The organism is Arthrobacter sp. B055-34, assembly GCF_059090425.1.
Genome location: NZ_JBNHFQ010000004.1, coordinates 175,626 through 192,150, shown reverse-complemented (window position 1 = coordinate 192,150; position 16,525 = coordinate 175,626). Strand labels below are relative to the sequence as shown.

The 16,525-nt window shown below is 60.4% G+C and carries 15 protein-coding genes and 3 pseudogenes; 12 read left to right on the top strand and 6 right to left on the bottom strand.

The window, feature by feature from the left end; all coding sequences use genetic code 11:
- Positions 1–13: 13 nt before the first annotated feature.
- The 3 genes from AC5RWO_RS09450 to AC5RWO_RS09440 all read right to left on the bottom strand — a co-directional run bounded on the left by AC5RWO_RS09450 (position 14) and on the right by AC5RWO_RS09440 (position 3,991).
- Complete coding sequence (locus AC5RWO_RS09450; protein ID WP_498731130.1) at positions 14–1,162, bottom strand: mannitol-1-phosphate 5-dehydrogenase; 1,149 nt, start codon at positions 1,160–1,162, stop codon at positions 14–16.
- Positions 1,162–3,201 (bottom strand): PTS mannitol transporter subunit IICBA, encoded by a 2,040-nt coding sequence (locus AC5RWO_RS09445; protein WP_498731129.1) that lies wholly within the window; start codon positions 3,199–3,201, stop codon positions 1,162–1,164. Before AC5RWO_RS09445 ends, AC5RWO_RS09450 begins: the two co-directional genes overlap by 1 nt.
- A gap of 64 nt (positions 3,202–3,265) precedes the next feature.
- Positions 3,266–3,991, bottom strand: coding sequence for a TetR/AcrR family transcriptional regulator (locus AC5RWO_RS09440; protein ID WP_498731128.1), 726 nt, complete (start codon positions 3,989–3,991; stop codon positions 3,266–3,268).
- 67 nt (positions 3,992–4,058) lie between these two features.
- On the opposite strand from AC5RWO_RS09440, the pseudogene AC5RWO_RS09435 reads away from it, so the two are divergent.
- The 12 genes and pseudogenes from AC5RWO_RS09435 (at position 4,059) to AC5RWO_RS09380 (ending at position 14,014) form a co-directional block, all read left to right on the top strand.
- Positions 4,059–5,755 (top strand): annotated as a pseudogene (locus AC5RWO_RS09435) (putative PEP-binding protein).
- A gap of 12 nt (positions 5,756–5,767) precedes the next feature.
- A pseudogene (locus AC5RWO_RS09430) lies at positions 5,768–6,032 on the top strand (HPr family phosphocarrier protein).
- A gap of 344 nt (positions 6,033–6,376) precedes the next feature.
- Positions 6,377–6,610, top strand: coding sequence for a Flp family type IVb pilin (locus AC5RWO_RS09425; RefSeq protein ID WP_498731127.1), 234 nt, complete (start codon positions 6,377–6,379; stop codon positions 6,608–6,610).
- Positions 6,611–6,705: 95 nt separating this feature from the next.
- Positions 6,706–7,110 carry a TadE/TadG family type IV pilus assembly protein gene (locus AC5RWO_RS09420; protein WP_498731126.1) on the top strand — a complete coding sequence of 135 codons (405 nt, stop codon included), beginning with the start codon at positions 6,706–6,708 and terminating at the stop codon, positions 7,108–7,110.
- Positions 7,098–7,262, top strand: a pseudogene (locus AC5RWO_RS09415) (pilus assembly protein TadG-related protein); the annotation flags it as partial. The gene AC5RWO_RS09420 and the pseudogene AC5RWO_RS09415, both read left to right, overlap by 13 nt.
- Before the next feature lie 51 nt (positions 7,263–7,313).
- The gene (locus AC5RWO_RS09410; RefSeq protein WP_498731396.1) at positions 7,314–8,114 is read left to right on the top strand and encodes a hypothetical protein; all 801 of its coding nucleotides are present in this window, start codon (positions 7,314–7,316) and stop codon (positions 8,112–8,114) included.
- Positions 8,115–8,138: 24 nt separating this feature from the next.
- Positions 8,139–8,879 (top strand): Flp pilus assembly protein CpaB, encoded by a 741-nt coding sequence (cpaB, locus tag AC5RWO_RS09405; protein WP_498731125.1) that lies wholly within the window; start codon positions 8,139–8,141, stop codon positions 8,877–8,879.
- Positions 8,876–10,072 carry a CpaE/TadZ family protein gene (locus AC5RWO_RS09400; RefSeq protein WP_498731124.1) on the top strand — a complete coding sequence of 399 codons (1,197 nt, stop codon included), beginning with the start codon at positions 8,876–8,878 and terminating at the stop codon, positions 10,070–10,072. The genes cpaB and AC5RWO_RS09400 overlap by 4 nt, the downstream gene beginning before the upstream one ends.
- The gene (locus AC5RWO_RS09395; protein WP_498731123.1) at positions 10,069–11,520 is read left to right on the top strand and encodes a TadA family conjugal transfer-associated ATPase; all 1,452 of its coding nucleotides are present in this window, start codon (positions 10,069–10,071) and stop codon (positions 11,518–11,520) included. The genes AC5RWO_RS09400 and AC5RWO_RS09395 overlap by 4 nt, the downstream gene beginning before the upstream one ends.
- 2 nt (positions 11,521–11,522) lie before the next feature.
- Entirely contained in the window at positions 11,523–12,458 is a 936-nt protein-coding gene (locus tag AC5RWO_RS09390; protein WP_498731122.1) for a type II secretion system F family protein, read from the top strand.
- 13 nt (positions 12,459–12,471) lie between these two features.
- Complete coding sequence (locus AC5RWO_RS09385; protein WP_498731121.1) at positions 12,472–13,356, top strand: type II secretion system F family protein; 885 nt, start codon at positions 12,472–12,474, stop codon at positions 13,354–13,356.
- Between the two features lie 22 nt (positions 13,357–13,378).
- On the top strand, positions 13,379–14,014 hold the full coding sequence (locus AC5RWO_RS09380; protein ID WP_498731120.1) for a prepilin peptidase: 636 nt from the start codon (positions 13,379–13,381) through the stop codon (positions 14,012–14,014).
- On the opposite strand, the gene AC5RWO_RS09375 is transcribed toward AC5RWO_RS09380, so the two are convergent.
- From AC5RWO_RS09375 to rplQ, 3 genes are all read right to left on the bottom strand, one after another.
- On the bottom strand, positions 14,000–14,857 hold the full coding sequence (locus AC5RWO_RS09375) for a Rieske (2Fe-2S) protein (protein ID WP_498731119.1): 858 nt from the start codon (positions 14,855–14,857) through the stop codon (positions 14,000–14,002). The two genes, AC5RWO_RS09380 and AC5RWO_RS09375, sit on opposite strands and share 15 nt — an antisense overlap.
- 124 nt (positions 14,858–14,981) lie before the next feature.
- The gene (locus tag AC5RWO_RS09370; RefSeq protein ID WP_498731118.1) at positions 14,982–15,908 is read right to left on the bottom strand and encodes a tRNA pseudouridine synthase A; all 927 of its coding nucleotides are present in this window, start codon (positions 15,906–15,908) and stop codon (positions 14,982–14,984) included.
- Between the two features lie 34 nt (positions 15,909–15,942).
- Positions 15,943–16,500: a 50S ribosomal protein L17 gene (rplQ, locus tag AC5RWO_RS09365; protein WP_498731117.1), complete on the bottom strand. Its 558-nt coding sequence runs from the start codon at positions 16,498–16,500 to the stop codon at positions 15,943–15,945.
- Positions 16,501–16,525: the final 25 nt, after the last annotated feature.

Here is a 16,525-nt window from a genome sequence, read left to right as displayed (position 1 = left end):
ACTTGGCTGCCGGCTACATCTCGGTCTGGCGGGCTTCGATCAACTTCTGCACCTGCGGGAACAGCGGGTGCTCGGCCTTCAGGCCCGTGATCAGTTCCGCGGCCTCGGCCGGTTCGGAGTCGGCCAGGATCCGGGCCAGCTCCTTGGCTTCCGCGTCCGCGGCGTCGTCGAATCGCAGGGCAGCGGACATCGCCTCGAGCAGCGCCACGGGCACGATGCCGCGCTCGGCGAGTTCGGCCGCCGGGCCGACGAAGCGTTCGTGCCGGCTCAGCTTGCGCAGCGGCGCCCGGCCCACCCGGTTCACGGTGTCAGGGAGGTACGGATTGGTGAAGCGGGAGAGGATCTTCTGCACGTAGGCTTCCTGCTCGGTTTCGGCGAAATTATGCTTGGCCACCAGCAGTTGCTTGGTCTCATCCAGTACCGCACGTACCTTCGCCGCCACGGTTGCATCGGCCATAGCGTCGGAAATCTTCTCGATTCCCGCGGCGTAGCCGAAGTAGGCGGCGGAGGCGTGGCCAGTGTTGACTGTGAACAGCTTGCGCTCGATATACGGTCCCAGCTCGTCCACGAACGTCGCGCCCGGGACTTCCGGAGCAGCCGCACTGAAGGGTGCGCGCTCGATGACCCACTCGAAGAACGTCTCCACAGTCACGTCCAGGCCCTGGCCCTCCGCCTGGTTGGGCACAATCCGGTCCACCGCGGTGTTGGCGAACACCGCCACGGCGGACAGCTCCCCCGCCGAGGCGTCCCAGACGGACTCGATCTCCCGGCGCAAGATGTCGGTGGCGTTGATCGCGTTCTCGCAGGCCATGACCTGCAGCGGCGGCAGTTCCGGTCCGCGTCCGGCCAGTCCGCGCGCGATGACCGGCGCCACGAACTTGAGGATGTGCGGGCCCACAGCAGTGGTTACCACGTCCGCCGTCGTTATTTCCGCGACGACGTCCGCTTCCTGTTTACCGGAGTTCAGCGCACGGAAGTTGTCCACGGTCTTGACCGAAGGGTCTTCCCCCACCTGGTGGACGTCGTACGAGGACGTCGCGGAGAGCTGGTCGATCAGGGCGTCCGCCACGTCAGCGAACACCACTTCATATCCGGCTTCGTGGAGCAGCAGCCCCACGAAGCCGCGGCCGATATTGCCGGCTCCAAAGTGCACTGCCTTCACTATGCGTTCACCTTTCCGAAGAGTTCCATGACTTCCTCCACCGTCGTGGCCTGCTCGAGCTGGGCCACCTGCGCCTTGTTCGTGAAGATCTTGGCGATGGAGGCCAGGATCTGGAGATGCTCGTTGTTAACGCCGGCGATGCCGACCACAAACTTGACCTGCTTGCCGTTCCAGTCGATGCCCTCGGGATACCGGACCAGCGATACCGCGGAGTGCATGATGTGGTCCTTGGCGGCGTTGGTGCCGTGCGGGATGGCCAGGAAGCTGCCCATGTAGGTGGAGACGGATTCCTCGCGCTCATGCATCGAGTGCACGTAGCTCATATCGACGGCGCCGCGGTCCAGCAGGAGTTGGCCTGCCTCGTCGATCGCCGAGTCGCGGTCCGTGGCGGTTCCCGTTAGAACAATGCTCTCCTCCAACAGGACTCCCCTGCCTACGGCTGGCTCCGCGGCATGTGCCCCCGAACCAACCTCGGCGGCTGGAGCTGCGGCCACAGCGGCAGGATCCGAGCCGGCTGCGGCAACCCCATCTGCGGTCAGCTCTTCGGCAGCAGCCTCGGCCGCGGGTACCCCGCTGGAACCTTCGGCGGCTGAACCTTCGGCGCTGCCCTTGACCAGTTCCACGATCTCGTCGTACCGCGGACTGTTCATGAAGTTGTCAACGGAGACGTGGACCGCACTCGAGGTGACCGGGCGGGCACGCTCGGTCAGGTCCTGGTGCGTTACAACGACGTCGTACGTGTCGCTCAGGTTGGCGATGGCCGAGTTGGTGACCTTCACGTCCGGGAAGCCGGCCGCCTTGATCTTGTTGCGGAGCACAGAGGCACCCATGGCGCTGGAGCCCATACCGGCGTCGCAAGCGAACACAATGTTCCGGACGGGTCCGGCCAGGACGGCTGTGTCCCCGGTTCCGCCGCCCAGGGCGGACGCCACCGAGCTCTTCTTGCCCTTGAGCCCTTCCATCTTCGACGTTGCCTCGCCGAGGCCGTCCACGTCGGTGGTCTTGCTGGACTTGAGGATGACGGAGGCAATCAGGAAGGAAACGGCCGCCGCGAGCAGCACTGACAGGGCGACGCCGAAGTAGCTGTCGCTTGCCGTCGCCGCAAAGACCGCGATAATGCTGCCGGGGGCCGCGGGCGAACGCAGCCCTGCACCGGTGAGCACCAGGGTGAAGATGCCCGTCATGCCGCCGCCGATGGCAGCGAGGATAATGATCGGCTTCATCAGGACGTACGGGAAATAAATTTCGTGGATACCGCCGACAAACTGGATCAGCGCGGCGCCGGGTGCCGACGCGCGGGCCAGGCCCTTGCCGAAGACCATGTAGGCGAGCAGGATGCCCACGCCCGGGCCGGGGTTGGCCTCGAGCAGGAACAGGATGGACTTGCCGTCGGCGAGCGCCTGTTCGGTAGCAAGCGGGGTCAGGATTCCGTGGTTGATGGCGTTGTTGAGGAACAATACCTTGGCGGGTTCAATCAGGAGGCTGGTCAGCGGCAGGAGGCCGTTATTGACCAGGAATTCGACGACGGCGGCAGCAGCGTTGCTGAAGACCGTCACCACTGGGCCAATCACCAGCATGCCCACCATCGCCATGATGGAGGCCAGAATGCCGGCGGAGAAGTTGTCGATCAGCATCTCGAAGCCCGGCTTGACCCGGCCTTCCCAGATCTTGTCCAGCTTCTTCATGATCCAGGCCGTCAGCGGCCCCATGATCATGGCGCCGATGAACATCGGGATATCGGTTCCAACAATGACACCCATGGTGGCCGCGGCACCTACCACGCCGCCACGGATGCCGTGGACCATGCGGCCGCCGGTGTAGCCGATGAGCAGGGGCAGCAGGTAGGAGATCATCGGCCCGACCAGTGCGGCCAGGGTTTCGTTGGGCAGGAACCCGTCCGGGATGAAGAGGGCCGTGATGATGCCCCAGGCGATAAAGGCCCCGATGTTGGGCATAATCATGCCGGAGAGGAAGGTGCCGAACTTTTGGACACCCACGCGCAAGCTTGTCTTGGGCTTCGCAGCGGTCTCTGTTGCCATGTGAATTCCTAACGTGAGTCCCGCAGCGATGCGGGGTCAGCCGATACCTGTCGAAGGAGTGAGCTCATGACGAGCTGCTCGATATTCTGTGGAGCCATTCGAGGAAGAGCCTCAATTCCGGGCCGGATAGTTGGTCCGAATGCGAGGCCTGGAGGGCCGCATTCAGGGCGATGGCTGCAACGACGACGGACGATTTGCCCGAGTCTTCCGCTGCAGCCGCATTGGCCTGATCTGCCGAAATAGCGGAGATCATGGAGTCGCGGGTCATCGTGGACAGCTCCAGATTCCGCTCCCCGGCAGGTTCCGAAATGAGCATGAGGGTGACGCCCACGTTGGCCGCGAGGATGCTCCGGGCTGCCTCACGAGGCGGCACGTTGAGCTTGCCCGCGATTGCCGCCTTGTTGAGCATCTCCTCCATGAGTGCCTCGGCATCGGCCACGAGTGCCGGACGGCTCTCGGGGCGGATATTGCCGAACATCACCAGGTAGAGGTGCGGCTGGTTCAGGCCGAACTGGACGTGGTTGTCCCACATCCTCTTGATGTCCTCCAGGGAATCCCCCGTCGGGGCAAATTTCCGCTCCCGCGCCACATACTCCTCGAAACCGCCGGCAACGACGGCGTCAAACAGGCCTTCCTTGGTGCCGAAGTGGTGATAGAGCGTAGGCGCCGTGACGCCGGCCAGCTTGGTGATCTGGCGGGTTGAGACCGCGGAGCCGTGCGAGCTTGCCAAAAGCTCGGCAGCCGCCCGAAGCAACCGGGTCTTAGCCGGAAGCTGGTCATCGACACTCATAGCCGCTACCCTAGCACCTATAGCATCGCTATATGAAGTGAATCACAAGACTTTTTTAGGCCTCGACATGCCGGTGCGCAGAAATTGCCAGGGGTTGGGACAACTCCCCGGCCACATCATCGGCACCGTCCACCGGATGCCCAAGCCAGTCAGCCAAGCTGCCTTCCGGCGAGCGCCTCGACGCCTTGAGCAGCGTCAGGACGTCGTCGCTGACCTCAAAACGGCAGCCCAAGAGGTGCACGACGAGCTCAAGGCCCGGGCGGATAAAGCCAGCGGAGACGGCAAAGCTGTTCTGGAAGCCACGGCATTGATGGCCAGGGACACGATGCTGCCGAAATCGACTGCCAAGCTCATCAACCCAGGCACATCGCCGGAACGCGCTATTTGGGAAGCAGCGGCCTCCGTCGCCGAGATGCTGCAAAATTTGGACGGCTACATGTGCCGAACGCGCAACCGACCTTCTGGACGACGTCCGCGCGTGGATCGTCGCCCAGCTGCCCGGCGTTCCTGCTCCGGGCATTCCCGCTTCGGACACGCCGTTCATCCTTGTAGCCGAGAATCTTGCCCCGGCCGACGCTGCGACACTGGACCCAAACGTCGTGCTCGCCCTGGTGACCTCGGGCGGCGAGCCGCAGTCCCACACGGCCATCATCGCCCGCTCACTCGGGCTGCCCGCCGTCGTCGCCGCTCCCGGTGTGGACGAACTACCGGACGGTGCGGAAGCCTTTGTGGACGGCGCGGTCGGCAGCATTACGGTTAACTTGTCGAAGGAACGGCGCCGTCGCAATGGCCTGGGCCGAAAATGCCGCCGCCCTTGCGGTCTTTGACGGCAACGGCACGACGGCGGACGGCCACTTGATCCCGCTCCTCGCCAACCTGGGCGGAGCCAAGGACGCCGTGGCCGCCGCAGCGCTGGGAGCCCAGGGCGTGGGCCTCTTCCGTACAGAATACTGCTTCCTTGAACGCGACACCGAACCGAGCGTCGAGGAACAGGCCGCCGCCCACCAAGGCGTGTTCGATGCCTTACCGGGCAAGAAGGTGGTGCTCCGGACCCTCGACGCCGGCGCCGACAAGCCCCTGCCCTTCCTCACGGACGCCACGGAGCCCAATCCGGCACTCCGCGTCCGCGGCTACCGCACCGACTTCACCAACCCTGGCATTCTGGAGCGCCAACTCGAAGCAATTGCCCTGGCAGCCTCCGCATCTTCGGCAGGCGTGTGGGTCATGGCCCCGATGATTTCGATGGCGGCCGAGGCTGCACGGTTCGCCTCGCTGTGCACCGCTGCCGGACTCCAGACGCCCGGTATCATGGTGGAAGTCCCATCCGCCGCACTGACCGCGGCCTCGGTGCTTGGCCAGGTGGGCTTCGCTTCCATCGGCACCAACGACCTGACCCAGTACGCCATGGCCGCGGACCGGCAACTCGGTCCCTTGGCCCAGCTCAATTCCCCGTGGCATCCGGCCGTACTGCGCCTCATCCAGCTGACCGTGGCAGGCGCGGCCGAGGAGGGCAACGGCAAGCCCGTAGGTCTCTGCGGCGAGGCAGCCGCCGACCCGGCCCTCGCCGTTGTACTGGTTGGCCTAGGCGTTTCAACACTCTCGATGACTTCCCGCTCCCTGGCCGCTGTCGGAACCGTGCTGAAATCGGTCACGCTGGAGCAGGCGCAGGAACTCACCCGCCTGGCTCTGACCGCCCCGGACGCACTCGATGCCAAGTCCTGGGTCCGCGCCAAGCTGCCCATCCTCGAAGAACTCGGCCTCTAACGCACCGCAACCATCGCCAGCCGCTTCGGCCTCCACGTCCGCCCCGCCGCCCTCTTGGCGAGGCTGCAGGTGATTCGACCGTTGAGGCAAGTATCGCCAGGGCCGGGAAGCATGCCGGTGAAGCCCTCGACGCCGGCAGCATCCTCTCGCTCATGCGCTCATGACCCTCGGTGCCGCACAGGGAGACTCCGTCGTGCTCAGAGCCGAGGGTGACGGCGTCCCAGCAGCTCCGGATTCCTTGATGGCCTTGCTGGAAACAGACCTCGACGACGAGTAAGCATCCGCAACGGAGGCGGCGGACGCGTTCGAGGGGCGAATCGATCATGACGATGTTCCGCTTCTGGCTGTCCAGGCCCTGCGCCAGGAGGCGCTGTCTCGTCCTGTAGCCGCTCGAACCCCAAAAGGTGACGACATTTCCATAACGGTTTCATAACGGCCTCAAAAAGGGTGGTGAAACCTTACAATTACCCCTTACACTTTTCTTGGTTGGGGGCATCAAACAACTCCTTTCGAGACTTCCCTCTCGAAACAGTTGGGGGCAATTTCTGCAAAACCTCCTGCCATTGGTCTATATCCGTCCAATGGCCTTTATGGTCATTTGCTTTTCAGGAGTTGAATCTCATGCTCGGTCTTTACTTCAACACGCTCAATTTCGTTTCCGATCGCCTTTCCCGCGAAGAAAAGAGCGCTGAAAAGGGCGCCACTGCCGTCGAATACGGCATCATGGTCGCGCTAATTGCAGTTGTCATCATCGTTGCAGTCAGTCTCATCGGCGGCAGCTTGGGTGACGCGTTCGTTGCTGTCTGTGAAAAGCTTGCCGCCGACGCAACCGCGGTCGCAGCCTGCTCCGCCTAACTCGAGGTCCGAGACAGCGCGACAAGTTGCCTGGTGCCGTGTGGGGCGGGCTCCCGCTCGTCCCACAGCACCGGCACCAATCGAAAGGCTGCCCGATGCGCGATACATCAGAGCGTGGGGCCGTGGCCGTTGAATTTGCAATCCTACTTCCCGTCCTCCTACTTCTCCTCTTAGGAATTGTGGAGTTCGGGCGCGCATACAGCGCTCAAATTGCGCTGTCACAAAGTGCTCGAGAAAGCGTCCGAATCATGGCGATAACTGACGACGCGACCGCTGCCCGAAGTGCCGCAACTAGCTCAGCAGGGTTACTTGATCCCGCATTAATGACCATCAGCATTTCGTCACATGACCCGAACAACCCGTCAGGAGCAGTGATCGTGGATGACTGCAAGCCTGAATATGCGGCAACCGTTGAGATCGAATACGATTTGGCTTCCATCACGGGATTCTTCAGTGCTTATGGATTAAGAGGAATCGGAACAATGAGATGCGGCGGGTAGGTGAGCCATCAGAGAATCAGCGCGGTGCAGTTGGAGTGGTAGTAGCACTCCTGTTAGTAGCTCTGCTCGGCTTTGCCGCGCTAGCTTTGGATGTTGGACGACTATACGCAGAGAAGGCACAGTTGCAGAACGGAGCTGATGCCGCCGCACTTGGCGTAGCTCAAATATGCGCGGCAAATTCAGCCGATACAAGATGTGAGACTATGTCCAGCGTCGGCAAAATGCTCACAAGCGCCAACGCGAACGATGGTCTTAGTGAACTTCAAGAGCTCGTTGTGGAAAAATCGGTTGGTTCAGTCACAGTTAGAACTGACGCTCATGAGCTAGGCCGCGCACCAAACGATATTCCGATGCTGTTCGCACCTGCACTCGGAATCGACTCCGTTTCGGTCAATGCCTCTGCCGTAGCACGTTGGGGAGGACCTTCCGCAGGTTCGGCTCCTTTCGCCATTGCCTTCTCACAATGCGAGATCGATTCAGGACCGTCTGTTGATGGTTCTTTACAGTTCCTACGGGCCCATGGCGTTGGTTCCAATGACAAGGCCTGTACATCAACATCTTCTGGTCAAGAACTTCCTGGGGGTTTCGGGTGGTTGGTTCAAGAACCAGAACTGTCATGCAGTGTCAGCATCACGCTGTCGAGCCCAATGGAGACTGGAGATCCGGGCAGTAACTTCAAAACCGGCTGTGAGGCTGTTCTTGCCTACTGGAAGGAACAACTTGAAAAGGGCCAACCTGTTATAGCGTTCTTCCCTGTATTCGACAACATAGTCGACGGACAGTATCGGATCGAGGCATTTGTGGCCTTTGATGTTCGGGGCTGGAATTTCTACAACGGCACCGGCAAGTTCGCTCTTCCTGAAGCTGAGCCCTACATGCCCCTATCGGGTTACAGCGAGACTGGATTCATCGGTAAGTTCGTCGAATATGTCGAAATCGACGACAGCATGGAATTCGGCGGAAGTACGAAATACGGCGCCAAGATCGTATCGCTCACAGAGTGATTCATAAGTTGGGGGGGAATAATCATGAAATCTCGTTTGCTGGCTGGCTTCCTTGCCGTCGTGCTCGCCCTAGTCGGAGGGTTGCTCGTCTTCGCATACGCGGGAAATGCAAATGACAGGGCCATGGCGGGCATGGAACCGGCAAATGTCCTTGTGGTTGGTTCACCGGTTCCTGCCGGAACTGCCGTCGAAGCCCTGGGAGAATTCGTCCAGACTACGTCCCTTCCCAGCACAGCCATTGCTGCTTCTGCAGTCAAAGATTTATCAGGGTTCGAGGGCAAAGTTACCGCCGTCGATCTGGTGCCTGGCGAACAGTTGCTTGCTGAGCGTATGGTCGCTCCCGAAGACTTAAAGATGGGCGGCACTGTAGAAGTTCCGAAGGGGTTGCAGGAGGTGTCCTTCCAACTAGAACCTCAGAAAGTTGTAGGTGGACGCCTTGTTCCAGGAGACCGCGTGGGGATATTCATTTCCTCCGACAGCGGTGCGTCAGAGGACTCCCCTGAAGAACAAACGACGCAGTTGGTACTTCGCAAGGTCCTGGTGACGGCTGTCCAGCGCGCTCCAGAAGTTGTTTCGGAGAATGCCGAGGAAGCGGCTCAGGCCCTCCCTCAGGGCTCCCTCCTTCTGACTGTCGCTGTCGATGACCTTCAGGCGCAGAAGATCGTTTTCGCCGCTGAGTTTGCGAAACTTTGGTTGAGCAAGGAACCGAGCCATGCCAAGGAAAGTAAATCGGAAGTAGTGCAAAGGACGAAGGTATACCGATGAGCCGCTTCCTTTTCATCGGCTCAGATGCCTCCTTCGAGGAGAAGCTAAGACTCGCTGTGGCCGGCGGGCTGCCGGGTGAAGTGGCAACAGTCAACTCGAGCACCGCCATGATGGAGACACAAGAGCTGCTATCTCTGGTGACGGATACCCGACCCGAAGTGATTATCCTTGGCCCCGATCTCGTGACAGAGGACGCATTGCGGCTCGCGATGGTCCTGGACGTTCAGCTCCCTGGACTGAGTGTCGTTCTGGTTGCTGAAACGACCCCTGAACTCGTTCTCCAAGCCATGCGTTCCGGCATCCGGGACGTCATGAGTCCACTAGCCGACATACCGTCGATCCGGATATGGTTGGAGCGGGCAGGTCAAGTTTTCGCCAGTAGATACCGATCAGGGTCTCAGGGGACGATGCCGCCCAACGAACTGGGGCTCGTGATTGGTGTGTTTTCGCCAAAGGGCGGCGTCGGCAAAACGACTATAGCCACTAACCTCGCCGTCGGGCTCGGCAAAGTAGCGCCAATGAATGTCGTTATCGTGGATTTGGATCTGCAGTTCGGCGATGTCGCTTCGGGCCTCTATCTGAACCCTGAGCACACTATGACAGACGCCGTCTCGAATTCTGCGAGCCAGGATTCCATGGTCCTCAAAGCATTCCTGACAGTTCACCCGGCAAACATCTACGCATTGTGTGCGCCGCGTGATCCAGTATCTGCCGATCTGATAACGGCCGATCAAATAACGCACGTGTTACAGCAACTGACAGCACAGTTCAAATATGTGATCGTCGATACCGGACCTGGGCTGACCGAGCATACACTGGCTGCTCTTGAGCAGTGCACGGACGCAGTCTGGGTTGCGGGAATGGACGTTTCCAGTGTGAGAAGCCTTCGTACTGGACTTGATGTCCTCAGGAAGCTTGAGCTTACGCCAGAAAGCCGACACGTGGTACTTAACTTCGCAGATGCGAAGTCCGGTTTGAGCGTTCAAGACATCGAAGCGAGTCTCGCTGCTCCGATCGATATTGCAATCCCACGTTCCAAAGCTCTTTCCTACTCGACAAATCGTGGCATTCCAGTATTACAGGACGATGCGAAAGATCCTGCTACGAAAAGTCTGAAAGCTCTTGTGCAGCGATTTGACCCGAAAACCAAGGAGAAGCGGCGCAAGCTGCATCGAAGGGCGGTTGTCCAATGAAGCTCGCCGACCGCATGAATTCTGCGCTCAAGCAGCAACAACTCGTCCAAGAGTCGTCCGGGGAATCGACGAAAACAGCGGTACCTGCAGCTCTGGTTGAAGAAGCCGTCAAGTCTGCAGCCGCTGCCCCCACAGCGATTGAAGTTACCGCGGTGCCAATTGATGCGCTGGCAGGGCTCAAACGCCGGGCCGCGAATTCTCTGTTTGACCGAATGGGTGCCCGGTTCAATGATTCGACGCTGAGCGAAGAGGATCTGCGTGCTGCTGCGCGCGAAGAGCTCGGTCAGATTATTGACGAGGAACAAGTCCCGCTCTCTGCCGACGAACGACGTCGCCTGATCAGAGATGTCGCTGACGATGTCATGGGCTACGGCCCGTTGCAACGCTTCCTGGATGATCCAAGCGTCACCGAAATCATGGTGAACCGCATGGATCAGATTTACGTGGAACGCAAAGGGCTCGTGACCTTGACAGACGGCCGGTTCAGCTCGGAGGAGCACCTGCGGAAAGTCATTGAGCGTATTGTGTCGAAAGTAGGACGCAGAATCGACGAGTCCTCACCACTTGTGGATGCGCGTCTCGAAGATGGCTCACGTGTGAATGCTGTCATCCCGCCACTGGCAGTCAACGGGTCATCCCTGACTATTCGTAAGTTCAGCAAGGTTCCGCTGACCGTCCAAAACCTAATCGATTTCGGAACGATGACGCCGGAGATGGCCGAGCTATTGGATGCCTGTGTCAAAGCAAAGCTAAACATTATCGTCTCCGGCGGTACCGGAACCGGTAAGACTACTTTGCTGAACGTTCTCTCCTCGTTCTTGCCTGCTACTGACCGGATCGTCACTATTGAAGACGCTGTTGAGTTGCAGATTCAGCAGCAGCACGTGGTCCGTTTGGAGAGCCGGCCGCCTAACACCGAAGGAAAAGGCGCGGTGACCATCCGTGATCTGCTACGAAACTCACTGCGAATGCGTCCGGACCGCATCGTGGTCGGGGAGGTCCGCGGCGGAGAATCCCTTGACATGCTCCAGGCCATGAACACCGGTCACGACGGTTCGCTCTCCACAGTGCATTCAAACTCGCCCCGTGACGCGGTGGCCCGGCTGGAAACACTAGTGCTGATGGCGGGGATGGACCTGCCTCTGCGTGCCATTCGTGAACAAATCGCCTCCGCTGTGGACTTGATCATACAGATTGCGCGCCTGCGCGATGGAACACGACGAATCACCCATGTCACGGAGGTTCAAGGGATGGAGGGTGACATAGTCACTCTCCAAGACGCTTTTGTCTTTGACTATTCTGCTGGCGTTGACGCTCACGGCCGTTTCCTTGGCAAGCCTGTTCCAACGGGCATTCGTCCACGCTTCATCGAACGTTTTGAGGACATGGGCATTAAGGTATCGCCAGCAGTCTTTGGAAGCGCTATGAGTGCATCTGGCAAGGACTGATCATGAGTGCACTATTATTTGTCGGAACCGTGCTGCTGTTCGGGGGCTTCGTCCTGGGCCTTTTTGCTCTCCAGCCGCAGAAGGCGAGCATTCCGCGGGACCGGCGACGCCCATTCGAAGAAGATTCCACCTCCCAGCTTTCCCGCTTCGCAGGATCTGCCGTCCGCTTTATCGAAGAACAGTTGGCACGTCGGCCGACCAAGCTCTACCGTCGAGAGCTTCTTGAGATGGCTGGCCTCAAGCTCAGCCAAGCGGACTACATAATCCTCGTTGTGTCTGGGACCGTCGTGGGCGGCTTGATTGGGCTCATCCTGAGCGGCATCGGCCTCGCGCTACTGTTTTTCCTGATTGCCCCGTTCGCCGGGCACTTTGTTCTGGTGGTACTTACCATGCGACGGCGCACCAAGTTCGATTCCCAGCTGGGCGATACCCTGCAACTACTGACCGGAGGCCTGCGCGCTGGCCACAGCATACTCCGGGCCATCGATGCAGCTGCTGTTGAAGCTGACAGCCCTACAGCAGAGGAAATGCGCCGAATTATCACGGAGACAAGCCTCGGCAAAGATCTCCAGCAGTCTCTAAATGACACCTCGGACCGCATGGCTAGCGAGGACTTCATGTGGATCGCCCAAGCCATCCAGATCAATAGGGAAGTCGGCGGAGATCTCGCAGAGGTACTGGACCAGGTGAGTGGCACTATTCGAGAGCGGACAGAGATCAAGGGACACATCAAGGCTCTGGCCGCGGAAGGCAAGTTTTCCGCTTATATTCTGATGGCATTGCCCTTTGGTATTGTCGTTATGCTTAGCGTGGTGAATCCAGATTATATTGGCGTTTTATACACTGAGCCTCTTGGTTGGGTAATGATCGGCGTATCAGTCGTCCTCATGGTCATTGGCGGGCTGTGGCTGCGCAAAATAATCGATCTTAAATTCTGATGGTGGCTCAAAAATGAACCTACTAGTGATCATCGGAGCCATTCTGATCTGCGGCTCGACGGGGTTTGTCGTCTGGACTCTACTTGCGCATGACAAGAAGGGATTGAAAGCGGTCAGAGCTAATCTGATGCGGGGCGTTGAATCGAGTGGCGTCCAAAGCCGTAGTGATCTGGGAGCTCTGTATCAGATTGGCAAAAGGCTCACTCCTGAAGGTTATGTAAAGAAGCTCGACCGCTTGTTGGCGTTGGCCGGTAGACCGGCAACGATGCCGTTGAACCGGTTGCTGGCGGGAAAGCCCGCGCTGGCTCTGCTGGGCCTGCTTCTTGCGTTCGTGATCATCAGGGCCAACCCGACGTCGACAATGCTCTTGCTGGGAGTCTTCGTCACTACACTGGGGTACTTCATTCCGGATCTGCTGCTATACAGCAAAGGACAGGAGCGCCAGCAGGCTATGCAATTAGAATTGGCCAACACCCTTGACCAGATGCTGATCTCTGTAGAAGCTGGTCTTGGCTTCGAAGCGGCCATGGCTCGAGCGGGCGCCAACGGAAAGGGGCCTTTGGCAGAAGAACTGGTTCGGACACTACAGGATATGCAGGTCGGCCGGAGCCGGAGAGAATCGTACCTAGCCCTGGCGGAACGGACAAGCATTCCCGAGCTCAAGAGCTTCGTAAAGGCGATCGTGCAGGCTGACGCCTACGGCATCGCCCTCAGCGGTGTGCTCCGTACCCAAGCCAAGGTCATGCGGGTCAAGCGGCGCCAACGCGCCGAAGAGAAGGCCATGAAGCTGCCCGTCAAGGTTCTCTTTCCACTGCTTTTCTTCATTTTCCCGGTCCTCTTCATCGCGATTCTAGGACCTGCCGCCATCAACACCCTCAACACCTTCAGCGGCCGGTGACAGCAGCTGTCAGGCTCAGACCGTGACCATCGTCCTTTATCTTGCATGTGTCCTTGCCGGAACTATCGCCACCTGGCTGCTCTTTCCCTTCGCGCAACGCGAGGAGCGCACATCGCTGTCGGGGACCTGGCGTGTGCCGCTAGCGGTGCTGGTTGGGCTGCTCTGCGGACTGCTGGCATGGATGTTCGGCGTTGCCTCCGCTCTGCCTGCGTTCCTCTACTTCGCGGTGATGGGGGTGGTGCTCGGCGCGATCGATGCCCGGCATAAGCTGCTGCCCAACAGGCTGGTTCTGCCGTTCCTGCTCGGTGCTGTCGGCCTCCTCGGTTTTGCCAGCCAGATAAACGGCGATTGGCTGCAACTGCTCGGAGGAGTGCTAGGCGGGGCGGGGATGTTCGCCGTCTACCTGGTCATAGCACTGATCAAACCGGGTGGGATAGGCATGGGCGATGTGAAGTTGGCAGCCGTCGTCGGGCTTTATGCTGGCTACCTTGGACTCCACGCATGGCTGCTGGTTCTGGCCGGAGGGTTCGTCTTGAATGCCGTGGTCATACTGGTCCTCATGATGGGACGCGTTTTGAACAGGAAGTCCGAGATCCCCTTTGGCCCGTCCATGATCGCGGCGACCCTTCTAGTACCGCTGTTCTCACGAGTCGGATGAGCGGCGGACTTCTATCCCGCCGTCGGTGACACGAGCTTCATAGACTGGCTGCGGATTGCTGGCCGGGCCGCGGACTATGCCGCCATCGGACAACCGAAAGGTGCTGCCATGCCAGGGGCACGTCACACAGCCTTCGCTGACAGTTCCTTCTTCCAGCGGGCCGCCCATGTGGCTGCACACGCTGTCCAGCGCGTGGATCTGGCCGCCATCCCGGTAGAGCACCACGGACACCCCGTCTAGATCCGCCTTTCGCAGATTGCCCTCGCTCAGCTCTGTCTCCGAAAGCACGGCCTGCCATTCGGTTGGCCCTTCACGCCACGCCGTGCGGTTGACGTTGACACCCTTGGAGTACGACAGGTGGCCGCCGAGGTAGCCTCCGGCCATCAGGACGCCGAAGCCGGCTAATCCGAGAATCTTGCCTGCTCTGCGGTTGCCCTTCTTGCGGGCGATGAGCGATGCCGTGTAAAGACTCACCGCTGTCGAGTTCGACAGTGCGTGCACCAGTCCGATCCGGCGCTCCTTGCCCTGTGTATCGGACCAGTCGTTAGAACCAGATGCAGCCGTCGGAACCGCTGTGATAATCCCAGCCAGAACCAACAGATCAGCTGCCGGTTCGGAAGACTCTCCGCCGACACCATCAAGGAGGGTGGCCATACTCCACGCGCCGATGGGGACGTCGGTCAGCAGCGGATGCATCGCGTGCCCCACGTAGGTACCGCTAAGCACATTGCGCAGCATTTTCGGTTTGAATACCCGATGAACGATGGCTGCATATGGTTCAGCAATCTTGTCCAGGAATTCAAGGCCTTCCAGATTGTCCACTACCTGATGCAGCATCTTCATTGCAGCCTCCTGGTGCCGTTACCTGATGCGTCGGGATTGGAACGACGCCAGCACAACGGGCATCATCCCCGGTTCACCAGAGTCTGCCATCGAGCGAGAGGGCTGGCAAGGGAAGTCGCTGAAGTCAGTCTTCGGAGGTGCGCAGGGCGCGGGTCTGCTCGGCGCGGCCGGATAGGGCGGCGTCGTCCGGGTATTTCACTTCTTCGAGGACCAGCGGATGCGGCGGGGCCAGTATGGTTTTGGAGTCCCGGACCCTGGCGACGAGCCGTTCGTGCAGCCACTCCGGCTTTTCCTCCCCCGCGCCGACCGTCAGCGAGGCGCCGATCAACGCACGGACCATGTTGTGGCAGAAGGCGTCCGCCCGTACGGTAGCGACCACGACGCCGTCGTTATTGCGGGTGAAACTGAAGTCCTGCAGTTCACGGATGGTGGTGGAGAACTGGCGCGGCTTGCAGAAGGACAGGTAGTCGTTCACGCCCAGGATGCGTTCCGCCGCGGAGTTCAGGGCGTCGACGTCGAGGGCGTGCCTGTGCCAGAGGGTGATGTTGCGCGTCAGCGGATCCCACGACTCGGCACGGTCCGCGATGCGGTAGCTGTACCGGCGCCAGAGGGCGGAGAACCGCGCGTCGAAACCGACCGGAGCCAACTCAGCGGTGTGGACTTCAATGGCGCCGGCGAGATCGCGGTATGGCACCGGCGCGCCGACCCGGCCGCCGAGAACCTTGGTGATGACGCCGCGCAGCCGGCGCAGCAGGGAAGCCGACGGGTCGATCATTCTGCCGCGGGCCAGCGACTCCCACTCCCCCGGTTCCAGATCGAAGTGCACCACCTGGCCGCGGGCGTGGACACCGGCGTCGGTGCGACCGGCCACGGTCAGCCGGATGGGCCGGCGCAGCAGCGTGGCCAGCGCTTCTTCCAGCGCCCCCTGGACGGTCAGCAGTCCGGGTTGAATTGCCCACCCACTGAACGGACCGCCGTCGTACGCCAAATTCATCCGGACACGCAGAAGCCCGCTGTCCGGTTGCGGGACAGCGGGCTTCTGGGAATGCATGCTCTAAATGCTAGCCGGATTCAGACTCGAAGAATTACTTCTTCTCGTCAGCTTCCGGAGCCTCAGCAGCTTCTTCGGCGGAAGGAGCCGAGGGAGCGGAAGCCGGTGAGTCAGCGGACTCAGCCGAAGCGGAGGATGCGGATTCGGCCGAAACGGCCTCTTCCTCAACCAGAGCGGGAGCGGACTTGGCGGCAGCCTTCTCAGCTTCGGCCACGACGGCCTGCTTCGGGGAAACCGGATCCAGGACCAGTTCGATGACAGCCATGGGAGCGTTGTCGCCCTTGCGGTTGCCGATCTTGGTGATGCGGGTGTAGCCACCATCACGGTTCTCGACGGCGGTAGCGATGTCGGTGAACAGCTCGTGGACGACGCCCTTGTTGCTGATCAGGGACAGCACGCGACGACGCGAGGCCAGGTCTCCGCGCTTGGCGAAGGTGACCAGGCGCTCGGCGTACGGACGCAGACGCTTTGCCTTGGTAACGGTGGTGGTGATGCGCTTGTGCTCGAACAGAGCAGCGGCCAGGTTAGCGAGCATCAGTCGCTCGTGCGCCGGACCGCCTCCGAGGCGCGGACCCTTAGGGGGGGTAGGCATTATGTTTTCTCCTCAAATGGTGCCG